At 71.4% G+C, this 21,722-nt stretch carries 19 protein-coding genes, 1 tRNA gene and 3 pseudogenes; 14 read left to right on the forward strand and 9 right to left on the reverse strand.

The window, feature by feature from the left end; genetic code table 11:
* Positions 1 to 15 precede the first annotated feature (15 nt).
* Entirely contained in the window at positions 16 to 1,116 is a 1,101-nt protein-coding gene (locus OG823_RS27620; protein ID WP_371482733.1) for an aromatic ring-hydroxylating dioxygenase subunit alpha, read from the reverse strand.
* 203 nt (positions 1,117 to 1,319) lie between these two features.
* Between OG823_RS27620 and OG823_RS27625 the strand changes: the two genes are divergently transcribed.
* Positions 1,320 to 1,886, forward strand: coding sequence for a PadR family transcriptional regulator (locus OG823_RS27625; RefSeq protein ID WP_371482735.1), 567 nt, complete (start codon positions 1,320 to 1,322; stop codon positions 1,884 to 1,886).
* A gap of 106 nt (positions 1,887 to 1,992) precedes the next feature.
* Here the strand turns inward: OG823_RS27625 and OG823_RS27630 are convergent, their stop codons facing one another.
* Positions 1,993 to 2,259, reverse strand: coding sequence for a hypothetical protein (locus OG823_RS27630; RefSeq protein ID WP_371482736.1), 267 nt, complete (start codon positions 2,257 to 2,259; stop codon positions 1,993 to 1,995).
* A gap of 533 nt (positions 2,260 to 2,792) precedes the next feature.
* Positions 2,793 to 4,193, reverse strand: a complete 1,401-nt coding sequence (locus tag OG823_RS27635) for an MFS transporter (protein WP_371482738.1) — start codon at positions 4,191 to 4,193, stop codon at positions 2,793 to 2,795.
* Between the two features lie 265 nt (positions 4,194 to 4,458).
* Here OG823_RS27635 and OG823_RS27640 point away from each other — a divergent pair, with 265 nt between their 5' ends.
* From OG823_RS27640 to OG823_RS27650, 3 genes are all read left to right on the forward strand, one after another.
* Entirely contained in the window at positions 4,459 to 5,562 is a 1,104-nt protein-coding gene (locus tag OG823_RS27640; RefSeq protein ID WP_371482740.1) for an LLM class flavin-dependent oxidoreductase, read from the forward strand.
* A 14-nt stretch (positions 5,563 to 5,576) separates the two neighbouring features.
* On the forward strand, positions 5,577 to 6,167 hold the full coding sequence (locus OG823_RS27645; RefSeq protein WP_371482742.1) for an NADPH-dependent FMN reductase: 591 nt from the start codon (positions 5,577 to 5,579) through the stop codon (positions 6,165 to 6,167).
* A 109-nt stretch (positions 6,168 to 6,276) separates the two neighbouring features.
* On the forward strand, positions 6,277 to 8,760 hold the full coding sequence (locus OG823_RS27650; protein ID WP_371482744.1) for a glycoside hydrolase family 3 protein: 2,484 nt from the start codon (positions 6,277 to 6,279) through the stop codon (positions 8,758 to 8,760).
* A 41-nt stretch (positions 8,761 to 8,801) separates the two neighbouring features.
* On the opposite strand, the gene OG823_RS27655 is transcribed toward OG823_RS27650, so the two are convergent.
* Positions 8,802 to 9,485: a TetR/AcrR family transcriptional regulator gene (locus tag OG823_RS27655; protein ID WP_371482746.1), complete on the reverse strand. Its 684-nt coding sequence runs from the start codon at positions 9,483 to 9,485 to the stop codon at positions 8,802 to 8,804.
* 326 nt (positions 9,486 to 9,811) lie between these two features.
* Positions 9,812 to 10,040, reverse strand: a pseudogene (locus OG823_RS27660) (transposase); the annotation flags it as partial.
* 416 nt (positions 10,041 to 10,456) lie between these two features.
* On the opposite strand from OG823_RS27660, the gene OG823_RS27665 reads away from it, so the two are divergent.
* From OG823_RS27665 to OG823_RS27690, 6 genes and pseudogenes are all read left to right on the forward strand, one after another.
* A complete protein-coding gene (locus tag OG823_RS27665; protein ID WP_371482747.1) occupies positions 10,457 to 10,582 on the forward strand; it encodes a restriction endonuclease in 126 nt (41 codons plus the stop codon).
* Between the two features lie 17 nt (positions 10,583 to 10,599).
* Positions 10,600 to 10,710, forward strand: a pseudogene (locus OG823_RS27670) (restriction endonuclease); the annotation flags it as partial.
* Positions 10,711 to 10,891: 181 nt separating this feature from the next.
* Positions 10,892 to 11,272, forward strand: a complete 381-nt coding sequence (locus OG823_RS27675) for a hypothetical protein (RefSeq protein WP_371484761.1) — start codon at positions 10,892 to 10,894, stop codon at positions 11,270 to 11,272.
* Positions 11,272 to 11,559: pseudogene (locus tag OG823_RS27680) on the forward strand (transposase); the annotation flags it as partial. The gene OG823_RS27675 and the pseudogene OG823_RS27680, both read left to right, overlap by 1 nt.
* A 388-nt stretch (positions 11,560 to 11,947) precedes the next feature.
* Positions 11,948 to 12,451, forward strand: coding sequence for a hypothetical protein (locus OG823_RS27685; protein ID WP_371482749.1), 504 nt, complete (start codon positions 11,948 to 11,950; stop codon positions 12,449 to 12,451).
* A complete protein-coding gene (locus OG823_RS27690; RefSeq protein ID WP_371482751.1) occupies positions 12,448 to 13,188 on the forward strand; it encodes a recombinase family protein in 741 nt (246 codons plus the stop codon). The genes OG823_RS27685 and OG823_RS27690 overlap by 4 nt, the downstream gene beginning before the upstream one ends.
* A gap of 126 nt (positions 13,189 to 13,314) precedes the next feature.
* On the opposite strand, the gene OG823_RS27695 is transcribed toward OG823_RS27690, so the two are convergent.
* Positions 13,315 to 13,399: transfer RNA gene (locus OG823_RS27695), tRNA-Leu, on the reverse strand.
* A gap of 259 nt (positions 13,400 to 13,658) precedes the next feature.
* Between OG823_RS27695 and OG823_RS27700 the strand changes: the two genes are divergently transcribed.
* From OG823_RS27700 to OG823_RS27710, 3 genes are all read left to right on the forward strand, one after another.
* Positions 13,659 to 14,996: a M20/M25/M40 family metallo-hydrolase gene (locus OG823_RS27700; RefSeq protein WP_371482752.1), complete on the forward strand. Its 1,338-nt coding sequence runs from the start codon at positions 13,659 to 13,661 to the stop codon at positions 14,994 to 14,996.
* A 249-nt stretch (positions 14,997 to 15,245) separates the two neighbouring features.
* Entirely contained in the window at positions 15,246 to 15,485 is a 240-nt protein-coding gene (locus OG823_RS27705) for a chaplin (RefSeq protein WP_371482754.1), read from the forward strand.
* Positions 15,486 to 15,761: 276 nt separating this feature from the next.
* The gene (locus OG823_RS27710) at positions 15,762 to 16,661 is read left to right on the forward strand and encodes a chaplin (RefSeq protein WP_371482756.1); all 900 of its coding nucleotides are present in this window, start codon (positions 15,762 to 15,764) and stop codon (positions 16,659 to 16,661) included.
* A gap of 150 nt (positions 16,662 to 16,811) precedes the next feature.
* On the opposite strand, the gene OG823_RS27715 is transcribed toward OG823_RS27710, so the two are convergent.
* Positions 16,812 to 17,021, reverse strand: coding sequence for a DUF5703 family protein (locus OG823_RS27715; RefSeq protein ID WP_371482758.1), 210 nt, complete (start codon positions 17,019 to 17,021; stop codon positions 16,812 to 16,814).
* 342 nt (positions 17,022 to 17,363) lie between these two features.
* On the opposite strand from OG823_RS27715, the gene OG823_RS27720 reads away from it, so the two are divergent.
* Positions 17,364 to 17,987: a hypothetical protein gene (locus OG823_RS27720; RefSeq protein ID WP_371482759.1), complete on the forward strand. Its 624-nt coding sequence runs from the start codon at positions 17,364 to 17,366 to the stop codon at positions 17,985 to 17,987.
* A 159-nt stretch (positions 17,988 to 18,146) separates the two neighbouring features.
* On the opposite strand, the gene OG823_RS27725 is transcribed toward OG823_RS27720, so the two are convergent.
* A complete protein-coding gene (locus tag OG823_RS27725; protein ID WP_371482760.1) occupies positions 18,147 to 20,408 on the reverse strand; it encodes an ATP-binding domain-containing protein in 2,262 nt (753 codons plus the stop codon).
* A 127-nt stretch (positions 20,409 to 20,535) separates the two neighbouring features.
* Positions 20,536 to 21,513 (reverse strand): aldo/keto reductase, encoded by a 978-nt coding sequence (locus tag OG823_RS27730; RefSeq protein WP_371482762.1) that lies wholly within the window; start codon positions 21,511 to 21,513, stop codon positions 20,536 to 20,538.
* Positions 21,514 to 21,722: the final 209 nt, after the last annotated feature.

A 21,722-nucleotide genomic window follows, 5' to 3' on the forward strand; every position in this document is an offset into this window, starting at 1 on the left:
GTCGGGGGTGGTCGGTCAGGCGCCGGCTGCGGCCGGGGATTCAGCGGCCAGCATGCGTTCGATGAGCCGGCGTACCCACATTCCGCCGGCGTCGATGTTGAGGCTGTAGAACTCGTGGTCCGGGTTGGCGTCGATCGCCGCCTGCTGGGCGGCGAGCATGATGTCGTCCTCGCCGAAGACGTTGGTCACGCCCTCCTTGAGCTGCGTGGTGATGAGCTGGCTCTCCAGGCGGTAGTTGCGCATGAAGGCCCAGAAGTAGTGGCAGGAGCGGTCCGTCCGGGGCGTGATGGTGTTCATGACGTAGCCGTTGACGCCCTGGCTGCGGTCGCCCTGGGGCGCTCCGGTGCCGGCTTTGGCCACGCCGACGTCGATGCGGATCGTCGAGGGTGCCTCGAAGCGGATGATCTGCCAGCGGTCGACCCGGCCGGTGAATCCGGGGAACTTGTCCCGCATGTTCTTCAGCCAGAACGGGGGCGGGTCGATGTCGAGCATCCACCGGGACACGGTCACGGTCCGTTCGTCGTGCGTGACTTCGAAGTCCGATTCGCTCAGCTCCGCCTGGCCGATGCTGCTGCTGTGGACGAATTCCTCGTGGGTGAGGTCCATGAGGTTGTCGAGCAGCAGCTGGTAGTTGGCGTCGACCGACAAGTTCGAGCCGTCGCCCGCCCAGTCGGGTGAGTCCATCTGGTGCATGTCGGGCACCGTCTGGGGATCCGCCCGGGTGGGATCCCCGAGCCACACCCAGAGGAAGCGGTGACGTTCGACGACGGGGAAGGAGGGGACCGTCGCGCTGGGGTTGATGGTGCTCTGGGCCGGCATCTGGGTGCAGCGCCCCGCGGAGTTGAAGCGCAGACCGTGGTAGGGGCACTGAACCTCGTCGCTGCCCACCCGCTTGCCGCGGGAGAGCGGTGCCAGGCGGTGCCAGCAGGCGTCAGCCAGCGCGACCGGGCGGCCGGCGTCGGTGCGGTAGAGGACGACGGGTCGGCCCGCCACGGTGCGCGAGAACAGTGCGTTGGCGGTGACTTCGTGGTCCCATGCGGCCGCGTACCAGGTGTTGAGCGGATGTCCCAGGGTCTTGTTCGTCGTCGAGGTCTGTGGCGTGTCCAGGGAAGGCATGGATCCTCCGGGTGGGGGAGAGGCAGCCGGAGCTGCTGCGGCACGCTTCAATACCTATCTCGATAGGTATAGGGGTGTGTCGTAACCTATACCTATGGGCAGAGGTGTCCGCAAGACCCTGCAGCGCGGACTTCGCCGGCGCCGGGCGCGGGCGTGCAGAAGGGTGAGGACCGTTGAGCGTTCGATACGCGCTTTTGGCCCTGTTGACAGCCCGTCCCCTCACGGCCTACGACATGGCGAAGCAGTTCGGCGCCTCGGTCGGCCACGTGTGGCACGCACCCGATTCGCAGATCTATCCCGAACTGCGCCGCATGGAGGCCGACGGGCTCGTGCAGGCCGAGGAGATGGCCTCGGGCGGTCGCCGCACCAAGCGCGAGTACCGGATCACCGAGGAAGGAACCCTGCAGTTCCGGGCCTGGATCAACAGCCCTCTCGGCTACCAGCGCGAGCGGGACGTGCACCACTTGAAGGCGGCCTACCTGGAGTGGGCCGAGCCCGAAGCGGCGCGCAAGCAGTTGCAGCTGCACGTGGACTTCCACTCCCAGCAGCTGGAGCAGTGGCTCGCGCAGCGCCAGGGGATCCTGGACCGGACGAACCCGACACTTCTGGCACGGCTGAAGACTGCTTTGCCGCAGGACCACGAGCGGATCGTGGCGTTCAAGGTGTTCGCCTACGACGGTCTCATCGAACGGGCCAGGACGGAGATCGCTTGGGCGCGGCGCGGACTGGACCTGCTCGACGGCAGTGGGCACTTCGACGGCGAGATCTGACGGTACAGCCGGTGAACCCGTTGGTGGCCTCACCGGTTCCGCCAACGGAAGTGCTCAATGGAGTCGGCGGGCTTTCCGGGCACGGGTGATGTGTGGACGGTCGGATTCAATTGGCTGGCGGCGGCAAATTCCTGGATGCCAGCCGGGCAGCGGGCGCCGCCCGGCCCTGGATGATCTCCCAGCTGTCCTGGCCCAGTTGTTCGGTGACGGCAAGGGCCCGGGCGTCCCAGTTGACGTCCGACCAGGCCAGGGTGCACGCCTCGCCCCGCCGGAGCCCGCGGAGGGCGATGATGTGGAACAGCCCGTAGAAACGGTGCTCGGTCTCGACGGGGTAGTCGAGGAAGTGGCCTGTCTGCTCGGCCGTCCAGGCCATGACCGGTGGTGGCTTCTGGCCGCTCTCCCGCCACTGGGCGATCCGTTCGGGCGTCCACAGGAGGGCTTTGGGCCGGCGTACGGGGTCAGTTCGACGTACTCGGCCGGGGTTGCACGGGACCGCGGTCCTGGGAGCGGTTCGACCGGCCGACGCCGTACGACTACGGGATGACGGTGCGGTCCGACGGTCAGTTCGTGTGGCTGAACGACCCCGAAACCGGCCCACGCTGGCCGGCCGTCCCCGGCCGCCGGCCGGTCGGCGCCGACCGACGATGAACCCGCCGGGGTGATGGGCCCGGCGGGTGCCCGGCCCGTCACCGGATCCCACTCGTGGTGAGCCAGGTGCAGAGACCGCACCGTGCCCGGCTTGTTCTCCGCTTCGTCGTCTTCATATGCACGACTTCAGACCTACGGACAACGGCAGGCCAGCGCAGGCGGATCCGCGAGATCGCGTCTCTAGGCGAATCCGGCCGCGTCACCAGTCCCTGCCCTGACCTGCACCTTCAACCCGGCAGAGACTCCAGCGCCCCAGAATCACGCGGAACGCAGGCACTCCCGTCGTTCCTTGAGCTCTTCGAGGATGCGGGGGTGCAGGGCATCCATCCGCCAGAACGACATGACGAGGAGCTGGAGCAACAGCAGGGCGATCGGTGCTCCGTAGTAGAGCCAGCGCAGGCCGTTCACAGTGGCTCCGCCCACGTGGCCGGGGTCGAAGGCTGTCATGGCGAGGACTGCGGCGACCAGTGCGGCGCCCAGTGCGGTGCCGAGTTTGGTGGCGAGGGACTGGGCGGCGTTCAGCAGTCCGGTGGCCCGGTTGCCGAACTTCCACTCGTGGTAGTCGACCGAGTCCGCGACGAGGGTGAAGCTGGAGGTGAGGCTGAGGCTGATGACCAGGCAGGCGCACACGTAGACGGTGATCAGCAGGGGGAGGACCGATTCGGTGAAGGGCATAACGGCGTATAGCAGCGCTCCGACGGCCAGGGCGAGGACGTTGCCGCGCCGTTTGCCCAGGCGGGCGAAGTAGCGGGGTGCGGCCAGTGAGCCGACGAGCAGGGAGCCGGAGATCAACGGAAGCAGGACGGAAATGGTCCACGGTTCCTTGAGGACGTACAGGGAGAAGTAGACGGTGACGGTGGTGAGCAGTCCCAGGCGGGTGAAGTTGACCACCATGAACAGGGCGGAGAGCACCCAGGGGCCGTTGCGGAGGCCCTGCCTGACCGTGGTCCAGGCTCCGGTGACGGTCTTGCCGGCCGCTTCCTGTGCGGGCAGGTCGCTGTAGTGCTCGGTGGTGGTGCGGAAGGTGAGCAGGAAGAAGACGACACTTCCGGCACCGAGGAGGACGGCGGTGAGGAGGTAGCCGCGTTCTTCGCTGCCGCCACCGAATGTGGTGACCAGGTGCGGGGTGGCGATGGCGACGAAGATGGTGCCGATCGACATGCCGACGGCCCGGGCGGTGCCCAGTTGCATGCGCTCGCGGCTGTCGCGGGTCATGAGCGGCATGAGTGAGCCGTAGGGGATGTTGACGACCGAGTACACGACGCCCATCAGCAGGAACGTGACGGCCGCGTAAATGACCTTGCCGGTATGGGAGACGTCGGGTGAGACGAAGGCCAGTACGGACAGCACGCCGAAGGGGACCGCGCCGTAGAGCAGGTAGGGGCGGGCACGCCCGTGGCGGCTGCGGGTGCGGTCGACGGCCACGCCGACCACGGGATCGGCAACCGCGTCCAGGATGCGGGCGAGAAGCATGATGGTGCCGGCGACGGCCGCTGATATGGCGGCGACGTTCGTGTAGAAGTACAGCAGGAAGCTGCCGGTGAAGTTCCACGACAAGTTGGAGGCGAGGTCGCCAAGGCCGAAGCCCAGCTTCTCCTTGCGGGACAACTGCGGGGGGCCAGTCTGCGCGGGCGCGGCCGCAAGCGTCTGGTCTGTCATGTGCACGCACGCTCACTTCATTGTGAAGGCAGAAACGGGTGGGGGGTGGCGGGTGCGGGCCTGCTGCGGCTCTGTGCATCCCACCGCGTCCGACCTGCGGCGCGCTGAGCGTGCCAGGGAGGCCGGTGGCCGAAACGTGTCATACCGACAGCTCGCCGTCAATACAGAATTCTGTTTTCGTTTCCTTGGGCTCCAGTCTTGACGGGGGGCTTCGGCCGACCTAGATTCAGAATCTCGATTCCGTTTCTTTGATCTGGGACTGCTCATGCGCTTCTCCGTGTTCCTCGTCGGCCGTTCCACCGGTCCAGACGACGACTCCTACGTCATCCAGACCCTGGCCGACCACGCGCTGGAGGCCGACCGGCTCGGCTTCGACGCCGTCTTCCTGCCCGACCACCACTTCACCGGCTACGCGCCGATGGCGTCGGATCCGTTCCTGTTCGCGGCGTACCTGGCTGGCCGGACGCAGAAGGTGCACTACGGCTTCTCGGTGACCACGCTGCCGCTGCACCACCCTGTGCGCTTCGCCGAGCGAGTCAACCTCCTCGACCACCTCACTGGCGGAAAGCTGCTGGTCGGCATCGGCTCGGGCACCACGCCGGAGGAGACCATCGGCTTCGGCGTGAACTTCCAGGACTCCAAGGATCTCATGGACGCCCAGGTCGAACTGGTCCAGCGGCTGTGGGCGAAGAAGGTCGAGGACGAGCCCATCGAGTTCGAGCACGGCCCCTACAAGGGCGCGGTGGTCCAGCGGATCGTGCCCGCCCCCTACAGCGACCGCCACCGCCTGATGAGCGTGGCGATGCGCGAGGCGAGCACCGCCCGCGCCGCGAAGTACGGCTGGCCCGCCTTCATCCCCGCGTTCGTCCCGCCGATCCCGGCGAGCGGGGAGCCCTCGACCGCCTTCCAGAAGTACCTCGACGCCTACCGGGCGGCCATGGCCGGCTCCGGACAGCCGCAGAACGTCATCGACGACTCCATGTCCTGGACCACCCACTCCTACCAGTGCGTGCACGTCGCGCCCACGGACGAGCAGGCCCGGGAGGAACTGGACATCATCCTCGGCGCCTACCAGGAGGCCATCGAGCGCGAGCACGCCTTCAACAAGCGGGCCGAGGCCATCAGCGGCGTCGACCTGCCCGACCCGCCGAACGCACTGTCCGAGGACTGGATCCGCACCTGGTGCCTGTACGGCAGCCCGGACACGGTCGCCGAACAGCTGCACCACTACGAGCAGCTCGACGTCGGCAACATCCTCATGGGCTTCACCAACGGACCCCTCACCCCCGAGCGGTACGCCCTCACCCAGTCCTCGCTGCGCCTGTTCGCCGACGAGGTCATGCCCCGCTTCCGCTCCACCGACCAGTAAGGCAGCTCCACATCATGAGTCACCTCATCGTCGGTATCGGCGGCACTACCCGTCCCGGCTCCAGCAGCGAACTGGCCGTACGCACCGCCCTCGCCGCCACCGAGCGGCGCGGCGCGCGCACCGTGCACTTCGGCGGCGACTTCCTCGCCGCGCTTCCTCACTACGCCCCGGAGCGCCCCGAGCGCACCGACGAGCAAAAGCGCCTGGTCGAGGCCGTACGGCAGGCCGACGGGCTGATCATCGGCTCTCCCGGCTACCACGGCGGCATCTCCGGACTGGTCAAGAACGCCGTCGACCTGCTGGAGGACCTGCGCGACGACGACCGGGTCTACTTCGACGGTCGCGCTGTCGGCCTGGTGGTCACCGCGGCCGGCTGGCAGGCGTGCGGGACCACGCTGAGCGCCCTGCGGAACGTCGTCCACGCCATGCGCGGCTGGCCGACACCGCTGGGCGTCACCCTCAATTCGGCGCGAACCAGGCTCTTCGAGGCCGACGGCACCTGCGCGGACTCCGCCGCCGCCGACCAGCTGGCGATGCTCGGCGGCCAGGTGCACGACTTCGCGCTGCGGCACACCGCGGCGCCAGCCGCCGTGCGCGCCGCCTGAAACCGGCAGCCGTTTCATCCGGCGTGCCCACCCGCCATGAGAGTGGCGCAGGCACGCCGGCCCCTTCCCGCTCTGCATGACAGCTCACCGACGAAGGCCCTGTGACCCCGTGAACGACCTGGACGACCTCGACTTGCTGGCCCGCCTTACCGCCGGTGCCGACATGCAGACCACGCACCGCGACCCTGAGCACCACGTGCGCGCCCTGCGCCTGGTCGACGGTCCCATGGGCGTCACCGGCCGCCTCCTCGACGAGCGGGACGTCTCGCTGCTGGCGCCCTGCGGCAGCGCACTGGCTGCCACCTGGAACCGCGCCACCGTGGAGGCGGTCGGGGAGCTGCTCGGTGAACAGGCCGCCGCGCGCGACGTGGACGTCCTGCTGGGTCCCAACCTGAACCTGAGTCGCAGCCCGGCGGGAGGTCGCGACTTCGAGCACTTCGGCGAGGACCCCTATCTCGCCGGCGTCCTCGGAGCCGCCTGGATCACCGGTGTGCAGAGCAAGGGTGTCGCGGCCTGCGCCAAGCACCTGGTGTGCAACGACACCGAAACAGGCCGCCACGGCTACGACGTCCAGGTCGATGAACAAACCCTCCATGAAGTCTATTTGGCGCCCTTCGCCGCCGCAGCAAGAGCCGGCGTATGGGCCATGATGGCCGCCTACAACAAGGTGAACGGCCGACACTGCGCCGAACACCACGGTCTGCTCACCCGCGTCCTGCGCGAACAGTGGGACTGGGACGGCGTGGTGATGTCCGACTGGTTCGGCACCCACTCCACCACCGCTTCCCTGACCGCGGGCCTCGACCTGGAGATGCCGGGTCCTGCCCGCTACCTCGGCCCCGCCGCCGCCGGGGCCGTGCGGGCCGGTGACGTCGCCGCGTCCACGGTCGAGCGGGCCGTCGAACGCCTGGCCCTGCTGTCCCGGCGCACCGCCGGACGCACCGCTCCCACCCGGCCGGCGGCCGAGGCCCGGCGGGTGCTGCACGAGGCGGCGGCGGACTCCTTCGTCCTGCTGAAGAACGACCGCACGGTCCTGCCCCTCTCGGATGACACGTCCGTCGCGGTGATCGGCCCCCAAGCCGACGAACCCGCCTACCAGGGGGGCACCTTCGCCCGCATCGCCCTCGGCCCCGAGGTCCGCACACCCCTGGCAGCGCTGCGCGAGGCACTCGGCCCCCGGGTCACGGCCTATGAGCCCGGCGCTCCGTCAGAGTCCCGCGTGCCCTCCCTGCTGCCTCTCGACCCCCGGGCCGCAGACTCACCCGGAGCACCCGGTTTCACCGTCACCTACCACCGCGTCGGCACCGACGGCGCGGTGTCCGAGCCGCTGGCCACCGACACCCGGGCCACCGGGATCCTGGTGTGGTTCACCGAACTGCCCGGCATCGGCGCCTTGGCCGACCTGCCGACCGGGTCCGCCGGGCTCGTACGGGCCTCGTGCCTGCTCACACCCGAAACCGACGGCACCTACGACTTCCACTTCGCCGGCACCGGTGACGTACGTCTGCTGATCGACGGTCAGGAGAGCGGCCGAGGGGGTTCCCGGGCGTTGCCCGCCGACGTGATGGGGGCACTGCTGCACGGTGACATCACCCGGGTCCCGGTCGAGCTGACGGCCGGCCGGCAGGTCCGGATCGACTTCGAGATGCGTTTCACCGGCGGGGGCCGCGCCCAAGGGATGCAGTTCGGCGGGCGTGCCGCCGCGCCGGCCGATCTGGCCGCCCGCGCGGTGCACGCCGCGCGGGCGGCGGACACCGCGATCGTGTTCGCCGGGGTCTCCCAGGACAGTTCACTGGAGAGTCAGGACCGTGACTCCCTCGCCCTGCCGGCCGCCCAGATCGACCTGATCGAGCGTGTCTGCGCAGTAAACCCGCGCACCGTCGTGGTGGTCAACGCTCCCTTCGCCGTAGACATGCCGTGGGCCGACCGGGCAGCGGCCGTCCTGCTGACCTGGTTCCCCGGCCAGGAGTACGGACCCGCCCTGGCCGACGTCCTGACCGGGGCGCTGGAGCCCGGCGGACGACTGCCGGTCACGCTGGCCCGCGCGGACGCCGATCACGCCGTGACCTCGACCGCTCCGTCCGACGACGGCCGCCTCACCTACGCCGAGGGCCCCCTGATCGGCTACCGACACTTCGACGCCCTGCACACCACGCCCCGCTTCTGCTTCGGCCACGGCCTCGGATACGCGGACGTCCGCTGGCGCGCCGCGCACTTGTACGCCGACCCCACCGGCCGGCATCTCGCCCTGGTCGGAGTCACGCTCGACAGCGCGGCAGGGCGACCCGGCAAGGAAGTGGTCCAGGTGTACGCCGTCCCGCTCACGGACACCGGAACCGTGGAACCCGGGCGCCCCGAACAGCACCTGGTGGGCTTCGCCGCCGTCGAGGTCTCCCCCGAGCCGGCAGAGCTGCGGGTCGACATCCCGCTGGATGTACGGGACTTCAGCATGTGGGACACCCGGGCGGGCACCTGGAAGCCGCGGGCCGGCCGCTGGGAGATCCGACTCGGCCGCTCCAGCCGGGACATCTTCCACCGCTTCCGCGTGTACGTCGACCAGGCCGGCGACTTGCGTACAGGGCCGATCGGTTGAGGCACTCGGCGCCGGACGCAAGGGCGTCCGGCGCCGAAATCTCAGGACTCCGAAGGCCTGTCGAAGCACAGGAACGACAGCGACATCCCACCGAGGTCCTCGATGAGCGCGGACAGGTCACCGTCGCCGCCCGCCGCCTCCGCGGCCTCCGCCGCGACGTCCAGCGCCATGGCGCGTGCGAGCGTCGCGTAGACGGTGACGAAGCAGGACGTGACCACCCGCTCGGGATCGGGGTGGCGGATCTCATCTCGGCGCTCCAGAAGCAGGGCTGTGAAGCGGTCCCGCAGATCGAAGTAGCCGACCTTACCGACCCTGGCCACCGTCTCGTCCACCGCGCCCAGCTGCATGAAGGCGCCCAGTACCTTCCCGCGCCGCTCCAGCAGACGGGCGAAATCCTTGATCAGTTCGGGCAGTAGGGCCGCGAGCGGCTTCCCCTCCCACCGGTCACCGCGCAACAGCTCCCGCTGCTCGGCACACACCTGCTCCTGGAAGCGCTCCTGCGCCGCGCGCAGGACGTCGTCCTTACCGTCGACCCGGGTGTAGATGGCCCCCACCGAAACCTTGGAACGGCGGCTCACCTCAGTGAGTGAGAAACCCTGGTATCCCTGCTCCGCGAGCAATTCCAGGGTGGTGTCCAGCACCAGCTCGAAGGACCGCTGACTGCGCTCCTGCTTGGGGGCTCGGATGCCGGACAACTTCGCGGGGCGCTTCGGGGAGGTGGGCACCCGTTCAGTCTAGAGAACCGCTCGCCGAAGGTGAGCGGGGTATGGCCCCTGCCGTCAGCCGAAGCCCTCGTTCCGGCCCACCAGGTGCACTCCGCGCGGGAGGAACACGGCACCGGCTACGTCCTCGCAGGGCCTTCTCGGACGAAGACCACCCAGGCGCCGGGAAGTTCTGCCCGGACACCCGGGCCAGGAAGGTGCCCAAGAGGGCCTGGCAGAAGCCGTCCGCAGGGGTCCGGCCAAGGGCCACCGCTTCTACGACTGAGGTTGTCGCGGGCCGCGCGCTGGCCTGCGGCGTTGGCAGTGGAGCGGACCAGGATCCGCCGCAGCGCGATCACGGGATCGCGTTTGCGGGGTCGGAGGTTCCGAAACTCGCGACGAACTCGTGCCGGGGTGAGCCGGTGCTGCTCGGTCCGCTTCTTCCATGGGCGGCGGAGGTCGGCTGCGAGGGAGCGGGCAAGGCGGAGCTGGGTGCGGGCGGCGATGACGAGCCAGGTCCAGCGGTCAGCGGCTTCGGAGCCGGGGCCTTGTCCAGCCCAGGGTCTGCGTGCAGAACCGGTGGCGCAGGAACGCGAGGCGGCCCGGGTCGAGCGGGAGCCGGCCAAACGGCTGGCGGAGCGTGAGCGCGAGGTCAAAGCGCAGGCGCGGGAGCAGGAGAAGGCGGAACGCGAGAATGTCCGGCTGCGGCAGGCCGCGGACGTCGAACTGCTCAGGGAATCAGCGGTGCGGCGCACCGAGGCGGTCCGGGAGCGGGTGGAGGAGCTTGAGTCGATCTTGCTGAGTCGTCCCGGCGACCTCGGTGCCTATCGTCGTCGGGCCGAGAGCCGGCTGGCGGAGGGCGGCCCGGAGGCGTTCGCCGCAGCAGTTGAGGACCTCCTGGTCCGATCGCCGTTGCCCGAGGGGTGTCGCCCGTGGGTCCGTGCCGCCTACGCGCCCGAAGCGAAGGGCTGGACAGCCGCCCCGATCTCGTCCAGATGGATCCGTTCGCCTTCGAGCACCTGGTCCGGCAGCTGTTCGAGGCGATCGGTCTGGAGGCGTGGACGACGCAGGCGAGCCGGGACGACGGCGTCGACGCCGTAGCGGTCAACCGGGACCCCTGACCGGAGGCCTGTGCATCATCCAGGCCAAGCGGCTCAAGGGCACGGTTCCCACCGATGCCGTCCGCGCACTCGCCGGGGTGATGCACGACAAGGCCGCAGCGAAGGGCATCCTGGTCACCACCGCGTGGTTCGGGGAGCCCAGCGTCGACTTCGCCCACCGCACCGGTCGCCTCCAGCTGATCGACGGCCGCGGGGCTCAAGGCACCTCTGCGAGAGCATCTCGGGATCGACGCTCTCTTCGGCCTTCCCAAGGTCCCGCCGGGCTGGCGACCGGAGGACGTGCGGTGAACCGATCTGTCGGTCATGTGCGTGTTCTTCTTCGTCTGGAGCTGGAACGAGCTCCTCTTCCCCGTCGTCCTGCTCATCTCCAACGAAAACCAGACCGCGCCGCTGGTCCTGTCCGCCACATCGGCTCAGTTCACCAGCGACCCAACAGCCCTCAGTGCCGTCGCCCTGCTGGGTGTCCTCCCCATGGTGATCTTCTTCTTCATCTTCCAGCGGACCTCACCCGCGGCATGGCCGTCGGCGCTGTCTGGTGCTCCAGCCGTAGGTCGTGATCTTGTTGGCGGGGCCGCTGCGGGAATGCGAACGGCCACCGCTGATCATCGGTGTGTGAAGACAGAAGATCATGCGGTGGCTGCAGGTCAGAGCGTGAACTCTGCCCGTTGGAGGAGGCGTTCGGGGGCTTGATGGGCCGGATCGCGGGGCGGTTCGGGCGGGTCGAGCCCCGGCGTCGGGTACGGCGGTCGGTGCTCGGGCTGCTGTCGGACCTGCCGCGCAAGAACGGCTGGACGATCGCCGAGTGGGCCGGCGAGGCGACTCCGGACGGGGTGCAGCACCTGCTGGGCCGGGCCAAGTGGTACGCCGACCTGGTGCGCGACTACGTGGTGGAGCATCTGCACGAGGGCCGTGCGGTGTTGGTGGTCGACGAGACCGGGGACGTGAAGAAGGGCACGCGCACGGTCGGCGTCCAGCGCCTCCCGCTGGGCTACCCTCGCGATGCTCGCCCACGCCCGTGTCGCCGACGCCGGAAGGTGATGTTCATCCTTTCGGGTTGACTGTGGTGTCTTTCGGTGTGTCTGCCGCGCAGGCGGTAATCCCGATGGTGGGGAAGCAGGTGCGCGTCTGTGGGAGGTGCCGCCCATGACCATGGGAACTACGACGGCTCTGCTGTCCGCTTCGGCCCCTGACCCTGTCCCAGGCGGATCGTTGGCGCATTGGGCCGGGAGGTTTGGTCGGCTTCGGCTTGAGGCTGGTCGTTCGGAGCGGGGCGGGCTGCGGCTCGCGTTCTACGGTCGGGTCTCCACCGAGGACCATCAGGACCCGGTCACCTCGCGAGGGTGGCAGCTCCTACGAGCGCAGGCCTTGACGAGTGGTCACGGCCGCATCGTGGCGGAGTTCTTCGACGTCGGCCACAGTCGTGCCCTGCCCTGGGCCCGGCGGCCGGAGGCTGCCGCGCTGCTCGCGGCGATGGCCGATCCGGAGTGGGAGTTCGACGCCATCGTGATCGGCTCCAGCGAAAGGGCCTTCTACGGGAGCCAGTTCACCGCCATGGCCCCGCTGTTCGAGCGCTACGGCGTCGCCGTGTGGCTACCGGAACTGGGCGGCGCGGTGGACCCGAAGGTCGCCGGGCACGAGGAGTTGATGGTCCTGCTCGGCATCCTGGCAAAACGCGAGATCGTCCGCACCCGCATCCGGGTCCGCACGGCCATGACCATCCAAGCCCGTGACCAGGGCCGCTACCTCGGAGCCGCCCGCCCTACGGGTACCGGCTCGTGGACGCGGGGCCGCACCCCAACCGGGCGCCGGCCCGCCGCGGCCTGCGCATCCAGCGTCTTGACGCCGACCCCGAGTGTGGGCGGATCGTGAGCTGGATCTTCGCCCAGCGCCTGGCCGGCCACAGCATCGCCCGGATCACCCGCGCCCTCGACGACACCGCGATCCCGTGCCCCTCGTCGGCGGACCCGGAGCGCAACGCACACCGCAGCGCGCAGCGGTGGACCCTCACCACCGTGCGGGCGATCCTGGCCAACCCCCGCTACACCGGACGCCAGGTGTGGAACCGCCAGCGCACCGACCACGACCTGATCGACACCGCCAACACCACTCTCGGCACGCGCGACGTGATGCGCTGGAACTCCCCCGACGACTGGGTCATCTCCACCGATGTGGCGCATCCCGCACTGGTCAGTGAGGCCGGCTTCATCGCGGTCCAGGGCATCCGCGCCCGACGCGACACGCTCCCCGAGCGTGAGTACGTGCTTGCGGGGCTGCTGCGCTGCGGCCCGTGCGGTCGGGTGATGGAGTCCTGCTGGTCGCACGGCCGCCCCGCCTACCGCTGCCGCCACGGCCACTCCAGCGCCGCGACGCCCAGTCCTGACAGGCCGCGCAACGCGTACGTGCGTGAGGACGAGGTCCTGCCGCGCCTGCTGGCCCTGTGGATCAGGCTCGCCGCCCACCGGGCGGACGAGCAGGCCGTGGGAGTCGCGAGCGCACTGGAGGTCGTTGCGCGGCTTCGGGCCTGCGGTGTCGACCTTGTCTACGACCCAGCGGGCAGAACCCTGACCGCCAGCACGCCGTCGAGAGAAAGGATCGCCATCGGCTGACATCCACCGCCGTGCCGACAGCCCACCGGAGCAGGGCGTGAACGGCGAACGCCCGTCCCTCGCCGAAGGCCAGGAACGGGCGCCGATGACCGCTGCCCGAAAGCTGGGCACCGTGTATTAAAAGTGTGTCCGAGGGGGGACTTGAACCCCCACGCCCGATAAAGGGCACTAGCACCTCAAGCTAGCGCGTCTGCCATTCCGCCACCCGGACGGGTGTACCGCTGGTACCGCTCGATGTCCTCGTGGCCACTGCCGCGCTGACATGGATAACTGTAGCAAAGATCGGCTTCTGGTCCCAAAAACGGCCGGTCCGGAGGTTTGAGCAGGTGCGGGGCCTTGGGAACCGGGGATATCTCCTTGGGGTGCGGCGGTGGCTGGGGGAGGATGGGCGGACCGTGCTCGCACGACCCCGGGCGCAGGTTCCGGGGCGGCGCCAACCGCGCCGGGCGGGCCAGAGACGAGGAGTGACCGTGAGCGACTCGAAGGCGGACCGGGTGTCGGGCCCGAAGGTGACGGGCGAGTCGGAGGTCGCCGAGATCTGTCGCGATCTGATCCGGATCGACACCAGCAACTACGGCGACGGCTCCGGGCCGGGTGAGCGCAAGGCCGCCGAGTACGTGGCGGAGCAGCTCGCGGAGTTCGGGCTGGAGCCGCAGATCTTCGAGTCGGCCAAGGGCCGGGCCTCGACGGTCGTCCGGATCGAGGGCGAGGACCGCTCCCGGCCGGGCCTGCTGATCCACGGCCACACGGACGTGGTGCCGGCCAACGCCGCGGACTGGACGTACGACCCGTTCGCCGGCGAGATCGCGGACGGCTGCGTCTGGGGCCGCGGGGCGGTCGACATGAAGGACATGGACGCGATGACGCTGGCGGTCGTCCGCGACCGGCTGCGGACCGGCCGCAAGCCCCCGCGCGACCTGGTGCTGGCGTTCGTCGCGGACGAGGAGGCGGGCGGCACGTACGGCGCGCGCCACCTGGTGGACAACCACCCGGACCTCTTCGAGGGGGTGACCGAGGCGATCGGCGAGGTCGGCGGCTTCTCCTTCACGGTCAACGACCAGGTCCGGCTCTACCTGGTGGAGACGGCCGAGAAGGGCATGCACTGGATGCGCCTGACGGTCGAGGGCCGGGCCGGGCACGGATCGATGGAGAACAACGACAACGCGATCACCGAGCTCTGCGAGGCCGTGGCGCGGCTGGGCCGGCACACCTTCCCGCTACGGATCACCAAGACGGTCCGGGCGTTCCTGGACGAGCTGTCCGACGCGCTCGGCGTCGAGCTCGACCCGGAGAACATGGAGGAGACGCTGCGGGTGCTCGGCGGGATCGCCAAGATGATCGGCACCACGCTGCGCAACACGGCCCAGCCGACCATGCTCGGCGCCGGCTACAAGGTGAACGTGATCCCGGGCCAGGCGACGGCGCACGTGGACGGGCGATTCCTGCCCGGCTACGAGGAGGAGTTCCTGGCGGACCTGGACCGGGTGCTCGGCCCGCGCGTCAAGCGCGAGAGCCTGCACTCGGACAAGGCGATCGAGACCGGCTTCGACGGGGCGCTGGTGGAGGCCATGCAGCTGGCGCTGAAGGCCGAGGACCCGATCGCCCGGGCCGTGCCGTACTGCCTCTCGGGGGGCACGGACGCGAAGTCGTTCCAGGATCTCGGCATCCGCTGCTTCGGCTTCGCGCCGCTGCAGCTGCCGCCGGACCTGGACTTCGCCGGCATGTTCCACGGCGTGGACGAGCGGGTGCCGGTGGACGGGCTCAAGTTCGGCGTCCGCGTGCTCGACCGGTTCATCGACGCCTGCTGAGCGGTCGAAGCCCCTGTGCGGCCCGCCCCGGAACCCTCGGTGGCGGGCCGTTCGCACGCTCCGATCCGGTGATTTCGGGGCGGGTCGGGGAGGCGGGAGAAACGATTCGGCCGGGAAACGGACTCGGTCATCCGTGCGGAAGATCACCGTTACGGGTGAATGGCATCTCTCCTCCGTACCCCCTTCGCCGGGGCCTCGTTCATTCCTTTGCGACCCAATGAACGGGTTGTGTCATCAACAGGAGGAACGATGAACGTCAAGAAGCTCGCCGCTGTCGCCGCCGCCACCGGTGGTCTGGTGCTCGCCGGTGCCGGCGCTGCCGCCGCCCACGGCGCCGAGGCCCACGGCGTGGCCGCCGGTTCCCCGGGCGTGCTGTCGGGCAACCTGATCCAGATCCCGGTGCACGTGCCGGTGAACGTGTGCGGCAACACCATCAGCGTCATCGGCCTGCTCAACCCGGCGTTCGGCAACAGCTGCGCGAACGTCTGAGCGTGCGGCGGGTGCCCGGCGCCCGGCGCCCGGCTCTGATCGACCCGTGAACGACGTGCCCCCGGGCGGCGGACCAGCCGCGCCCGGGGGCACGCCCGTGCGCGCGTCATCGTCCCCGGTCAGCGCCCCGGCCGAAATCGCCCGATCGGGTGAAGCGGCGCCGATCGGCTCAACCTTTCGTCCGGCGCCTCGTTGTCTCCTGTGCAGCCGAAGGTGTAGTCGGCAATTCGGAAATTCCGACTTTCAACACGTCTTCTCAACACGTCAGGGGAAAGTATGAGGAATGTAGCCAAGAAGGGGCTCCTCACGGCCGTGGCCACCGGCAGTGTGCTGGCCTCGACCGCCGGCTACGCCTATGCGAGTGCCGAGGCCCACGGTGGCGCGGTCAACTCGCCTGGGGTGGGATCCGGGAACTCGGTTCAGGTCCCGGTGGACGTTCCGATCAACGCCTGCGGTAACACCGTGGACGTGATCGGCCTGCTCAACCCGTCGTACGGCAACCGGTGCGCCAACGTGGACGCCGGGACGCACGGCAACGGGGCCACCGGCGGCGAGAGCTCCGGCCGGCCCGGCTCGGGCGACGACGCTCCCGGCCGGTCCTGGCCCGGCGGCGGGTCGGACCACGCCGGCTCGGACCACTCCGGCTCCGACCACTCCGGCTCCGACCAGGGCGGCGGCCACGCGGGCCATGACGGCGCCGAGCACAAGGCACCCGGCGGCCCCGGCCAGGGGAGCGTCCCGGGGGCCTCGGCCTCGGGCGTCACCACCGGCTCGCCGGGCGTGCTCTCCGGCAACCAGGCGCAGGCCCCGGTGGACGTCCCGGTGAACGCGTGCGGGAACTCGCTGGACGTGGTCGGCCTGGTCAACCCGGCCTTCGGCAACTCCTGCGGCAACGTCGAGGTGGCCCCGGCTCCCCAGGAGGACTGCCCGCCGGAGGAGACCCACCCGCAGCTCCCGCCGGAGACCCCGGGCACCCCGCGCGCGGGCGGCCCCGCCGACGCTCCCGCCGTGTCGCCGGCCGTCGTCCCGGCCGCCGCGGTCGTGCCGGCTCAGGCCACCGCTCCGCAGCTCGCCTCCACGGGTGCCGGTGACGTCGAGCTGCTCGGCGCGGCCGGTCTCGCCGCCCTGCTCGGCGGCGGCGTGCTCTACCGCCGCTCCCGCGCCGGGGTCCGCTGACCCGGTAGCCCCGCCGGCCCGGTACGGCGCACCCGCTCCCGGACCGACCGCGCGCCCGAAGCCGTACGCCACGGCCTCGGGCGCGTGTGCGTCTGTCCGCCCGGGATGCCAGGGCGGGCCGCCGTCGCCGGCGGCGTCAGCGGGTGGCTGTCACCAGCTTCTGATCTGCCGGATGATCTTCCGGCGCAGCAGTACGGTACGGCTTCCGTCGGGAAACAGCCGCAGCCGGTCCAACTCCCAGTGCCCGTATTCGGCGTGCTCGGTGAGCACCTGCCGGGCCGCGTTGCGGGTGGTGCCGCGCGGCATGCGCAGCGACTGGTACTCGTATTCCGGCTGCTGGACCAGCTTCGGTGGGGTCAAGACACTCCTCCTGGGGACGCCTGCGGGCAAGCCTACGGCCTGCCTCCGACAACGGGCCCGGCATTTTCGGCCGCGCCCGCCGCACGCCGCCCGCGTCACGGGGGGATGTCCGCCGCCCCGCGTCGCTGACCGTGCATCAGTTCCTCTTCTCCTGCTGACGGGATACCCAGATCGGGGCGTCCGGAAGCGGGCCGCCCGGGCGGCGCGGGTGGCCGGCGGGTCACGATCTGCCTGTCACAGAACCACCCGGATCGGACATCAGGGGGGAAGTTACGGTGAAAACGCGGGTGTAGGTGACAACCGCTGTGCGTGGCGGCACCGGGGGGAGATAGCGTCTGCACCATGTCTGATGCCGCGCAGCCAACCATTGCCGAGGTACGCGCCGCCGCCGAGGCGGTCAAGGCCGCCATCGACCGTCACCTGGAAGCCGTCTCCAGCCCCACCGCAGCGGACGATCCCGCCGTGTTCGCCGCCTACGAGCAGCTCGCGTCGGCGGCCATCGTCTACGACCAGCTCCTGTACGAGGTCTATGACGAGGTCACTCCCTTCGAGGTCCCCGGGGACGAGGGCTCCGGCGGATACCACGGTCCGGACCAGCCGGAGGCGATCAGCGTGCTGATCCGCCGCGACTACCAGATCGCCGACCCGAAGCGGCTGCGCGCCCAGGCGGAGCGGCTCGACAGCTCGCTCACGCCGGGCGGTGGCGGCGCCGGCGCGGTGAACGCGGCGATCGGGGTGATCTTCGGCGAGTACGAGCCGGACGAGATCGCCGCCCGCAGCGAGGAGTTCGGCCTGGAGGAGGGGGACTCCACGCTCTGGGTATCGGCGGCCGAGCCGACCGACCCGGGGGAGTGGCTGCCCGAGCCCTTCGAGAGCGCCGACCCACAGCTGCTGATCTGCCGCTTCGATGTCAGCGAGGTCTACGACGACGAGGAGGAGCACGAGGACGAGGAGCCCGAGGGCTGACCCTCCCGAGGGCCGGTCTCCGGCCCTCCGCGCATCAGCCGTTCCCGCCGTCCCGCTTCCACTGCCGGGCGGTACCGGGCGAGTCGCCCCGGTACCGCCCGGCAGTGTCGTGTCCGGGCGGTACCGGGCCCGACGGATCCCCCGGCCGGGGGCGCGGGGTCAGTACGCCGGCTCGGTGTTCTCGGCCAGGATGGCGCGCAGCCGGGTGGTACGGGGCCCGGCCGGCCTCTCGGCGACCGCCTGCGCCAGTGCCGGTCCGGCCGCGTGCACCACCGACAGGTGCCGCTCGGCCCGCCCGAAGGCGGTGTACACCCACTGGCGGGTCAGGCCCGCCGCGGCGTCGTCCGGCAGCACCACCACCACGCCGGGCCAGCGCCGGCCGACCGCCTGGTGCACGGTGAGGGCCCAGCCGTGCCGGAGCCTGGCGGCCTCGGCGGGCGGCACGGTGGCGCGGGTGCCGTCGGAGAGCTCCAGGTGCAGCCCCCGGGCGTCGCCGTCGAGCACCCGGCCGGGGTGGCAGACGCCCGGCGCGGGTGAGTGCACCACCCGGTCGCCGGGGTCGAAGCCGCCGAACCGGCCCGGGCCAGGATTGAGCCGCGCCTTCGCGGCGGTGTTGAGCGCGCGGGTGCCGGCGCCGCCACCGTGGCCCGGCGTCAGCAGGACGACCTCCTCGACCGGGATGCCCAGGGCGCGCGGGATGGAGTCGGTCAGCAGCTGGACGGCCCGGTGCACGGCCTCGGCGCCGTCCTTGGCGGTGAGGATCACCACCTCCTTGTCGGGCGCGTCGACCGGCTGGAGCTCTCCGATGCCGATGCCCGACACCAGCTCGCCGATCGGCCCGAAGTCGGGCGTCCGGGAGGCGACGGCGGGGCAGGCCTTCGCGGCCAGCAGGTCGGCGAAGAACCGGCCGGGCCCGGCCGACCAGAGCTGGCCCGGGTCGCCGCTGAGCACCAGGCGGGTGCCGTCGGCCAGCGACTCCAGCAGGGTGGCGGCCAGCTCGGCGTCCAGCAGCGGCGCGTCCAGGACGAGCAGCAGGTCCAGGGCGAGCGTGCCGTCCCCGGCGCGTCCGGGACCGGCCTTGCCGGCCAGCAGCTCGGCGAGGGTGGCCACACCGCCGGCACCCTCCGGGAGCAGGGCGGTCAGACTGCGCCGGCCCTGGTCGGTCCAGGTGGCGGCCCAGGCGCGCAGGCCGAGCCGCTGGGCGCCGCTCAGCACTGCGGCGGCCTCCGCGCGGGAGGACTCGCCGCCGGTGTGGGTCACCAGGGCGCTGCCGGCCACCGCCCTGATCAGCGCGGCCGCCGAGGAGGACGGAGCGGCGGCGGCCGCCGCCTCCCAGGCGGCGGGGCCGGGCGAAGCCGGGGCCTGCCCCGCGTCGTCGGCCTGCCCTCCCTCGCCCTCCCGCCCCACCACGTCCTGCGGCGCCGCGTCGTCGGCCGGCTCGCCCTCGACCGGCTCGCCTGCCGCGGGGGTATCCGCGCTCTCGGCGCGGGCGCCCTCGGGGTCCGAACCACCCGGCTCCGCGTGCTCCGGCTCCGCGTGCTCGGGCTCCGCGCGCTCGGGCTCCGCGTGCTCCGGCTCCGCCGGCTCCTCGCCGGTCGCCTCGCCGGTCGGTTCGTCGTCCGGTTCGTCGTCCGGGTCCTCGGCGGGCACGAAGGTGGACATGAGCCGGACCAGGCCGTCCGCGAGGCTCTCCTCCGCGAGGGCCAGCCGCTCCAGCGCGAGCAGCGTGCGGGTCGGCGGCTCGTCGTCCTCGTCCGCATCGCCCCGGCCCGTCGCGGCCGTCCGGGCCTCGGGGCCGGTGAGCTCGTCCTGGAAGGGCATCACCAGGCCGTCGACCACGACCTCCTGGAGGGAGGCGGCGGGCTCCGGGAGCCCGAGCCGTTCGAGCCCGGACGCGACCTCGCCGATCTCCACCGCCGAGTGCCCGCGCAGCGCGGCCTGCTCCAGCAGCCACGGCACCAGCGCGCGGGCCCGGCGCTGGTCGCCGGGGCCGGCCTGCGCGCCGAGCAGGCCCCGGGCGAAGCCGTCCGCCTGCTCGGGCCGGACACCGGGCAGCGCGAGCACGGCCCAGGGGTCGGACCGGAGCTGCTCGGCGGCGCCCTCGCCGAACTCGGCGACGGCGGCGCCCGCGAAGTCGGCGGGAGCCCCGCCGGCCGTCAGGACCTCGGCGGCCGCGCGCAGGGCCTGCTCCCGCTGCTCGTCCGCCCGCACGGCGCCCGCTCCGGCCCCGGCCGGGCCCGGCCCGGCCTCCGGGTCCGTCCGCGCGGTCGCCGGCCCGTCCGCGCCGGCCCCGGGCTGCTGCCCGACCACGCGGATCGCCTCCGCGAGCGCCGCGACAGCGTCCGCCCGCCGGTCGGCGCCGCCGCCCGCCGGATCGCCGTCGGCCGGTCCGGCCGGCGCGCTGTTCTGTGCGTCGCTCACCATTCGCTCCAAAGGGGTACGCCACTGCTGGGCAGTGCGGGCGGCCGCCACCCCGGGGGGCGGCGGCCGCGTCCGGTCGTCGTCGGTTCGTCGTCGTGGCCGGGCGGGCTCCCGGGCCGGATCGGCCCTAGAGTTCGCTCCAGTCGTGGTCGGGGTAGCGGTGGACCGGCGCCGAGATGTCGTCGAGCGCACCGCGGATCTCCTCCGGAAGCGTAAGCGCCTCCACCGACAGCGCCGCCTGCAGCTGGCTCGTCGTCCGCGCCCCGACCAGGGCGCTCGCCACGCCCGGCCGGTCGCGCACCCACGCCAGCGCCACCGCGAGCGGGCTGCTGGCCAGTCCGTCCGCGGCGGTGGCGACGGCGTCCACGATCCGGCGCGAGCGGTCGTCGAGGTACGGCTGGACGAAGCCGGACAGGTAGGGCGAGGCGCCGCGCGAGTCCTTCGGGACGGCGTGCCGGTACTTGCCGGTGAGCACGCCACGCCCGAGCGGGGAGGAGGCGAGCACCGAGACGCCGGCGTCCAGCGCGGCCGGCAGCACCTCGCGCTCGATGCCGCGCTGGAGCAGCGAGTACTCCATCTGCGTCGCCGCGAGCGGCACCCGGCCGTCGCCCTGCCGGCGTGCGGCCATCTTCGCGAGCTGCCAGCCGCTGTGGTTGGAGACACCGACGTACCGGGCACGGCCGGAGGAGACCGCCAGGTCGAGGGCGTGCAGGGTCTCGTCCGTGGGGGTGCCCGGATCGAAGGCGTGCACCTGCCAGAGGTCGACGTAGTCGGTGCCGAGCCGGTGCAGCGAGGCGTCCAGGGCGCGCAGCAGGTACCCGCGTGAGGTGTCGAAGCGCCGGTCGGACTCGGGCACGCTGCCGGCCTTGGTGGCGATGACCAGCTCGGAGCGGGGGATCAGGCTGTCGGTCAGCCGGGAGAGCAGGTACTCGGCGCCGCCGTCCGCGTACACGTCCGCGGTGTCCACCAGGTCGCCCCCCGCGTCGACGAACTCCTTGAGCTGGTCGGCGGCCTCGTGCTCGTCGGTGTCGCGGCCCCAGGTCATGGTGCCGAGGCCGAGCCTGGAGACCCGCAGCCCGGTGCGGCCCAGGTGTCGCTTTTCCATCGGGCAGGCCCTCCGCTGGCTGGTGAACGGGCAGGTGGGGTGGGGATCCTTCCTGTCGGCCGAGCGTAGCGGCCGTGGTACGGGCGGGTGTGCAGACCCGCAGGACGACCGGCCGGCCACGCGACACGCCGGTGTGACGCGCGCCACTGCTACCGGCCAGTAGCCTTGGGTCGCGCCACGCGGCTACTGTCGACGGCGTGGCGTACCCC

Origin of the sequence: Kitasatospora sp. NBC_00315 (genome assembly GCF_041435095.1) — a bacterium.
In the GTDB taxonomy this organism is placed as follows: Bacteria; Actinomycetota; Actinomycetes; order Streptomycetales; family Streptomycetaceae; genus Kitasatospora.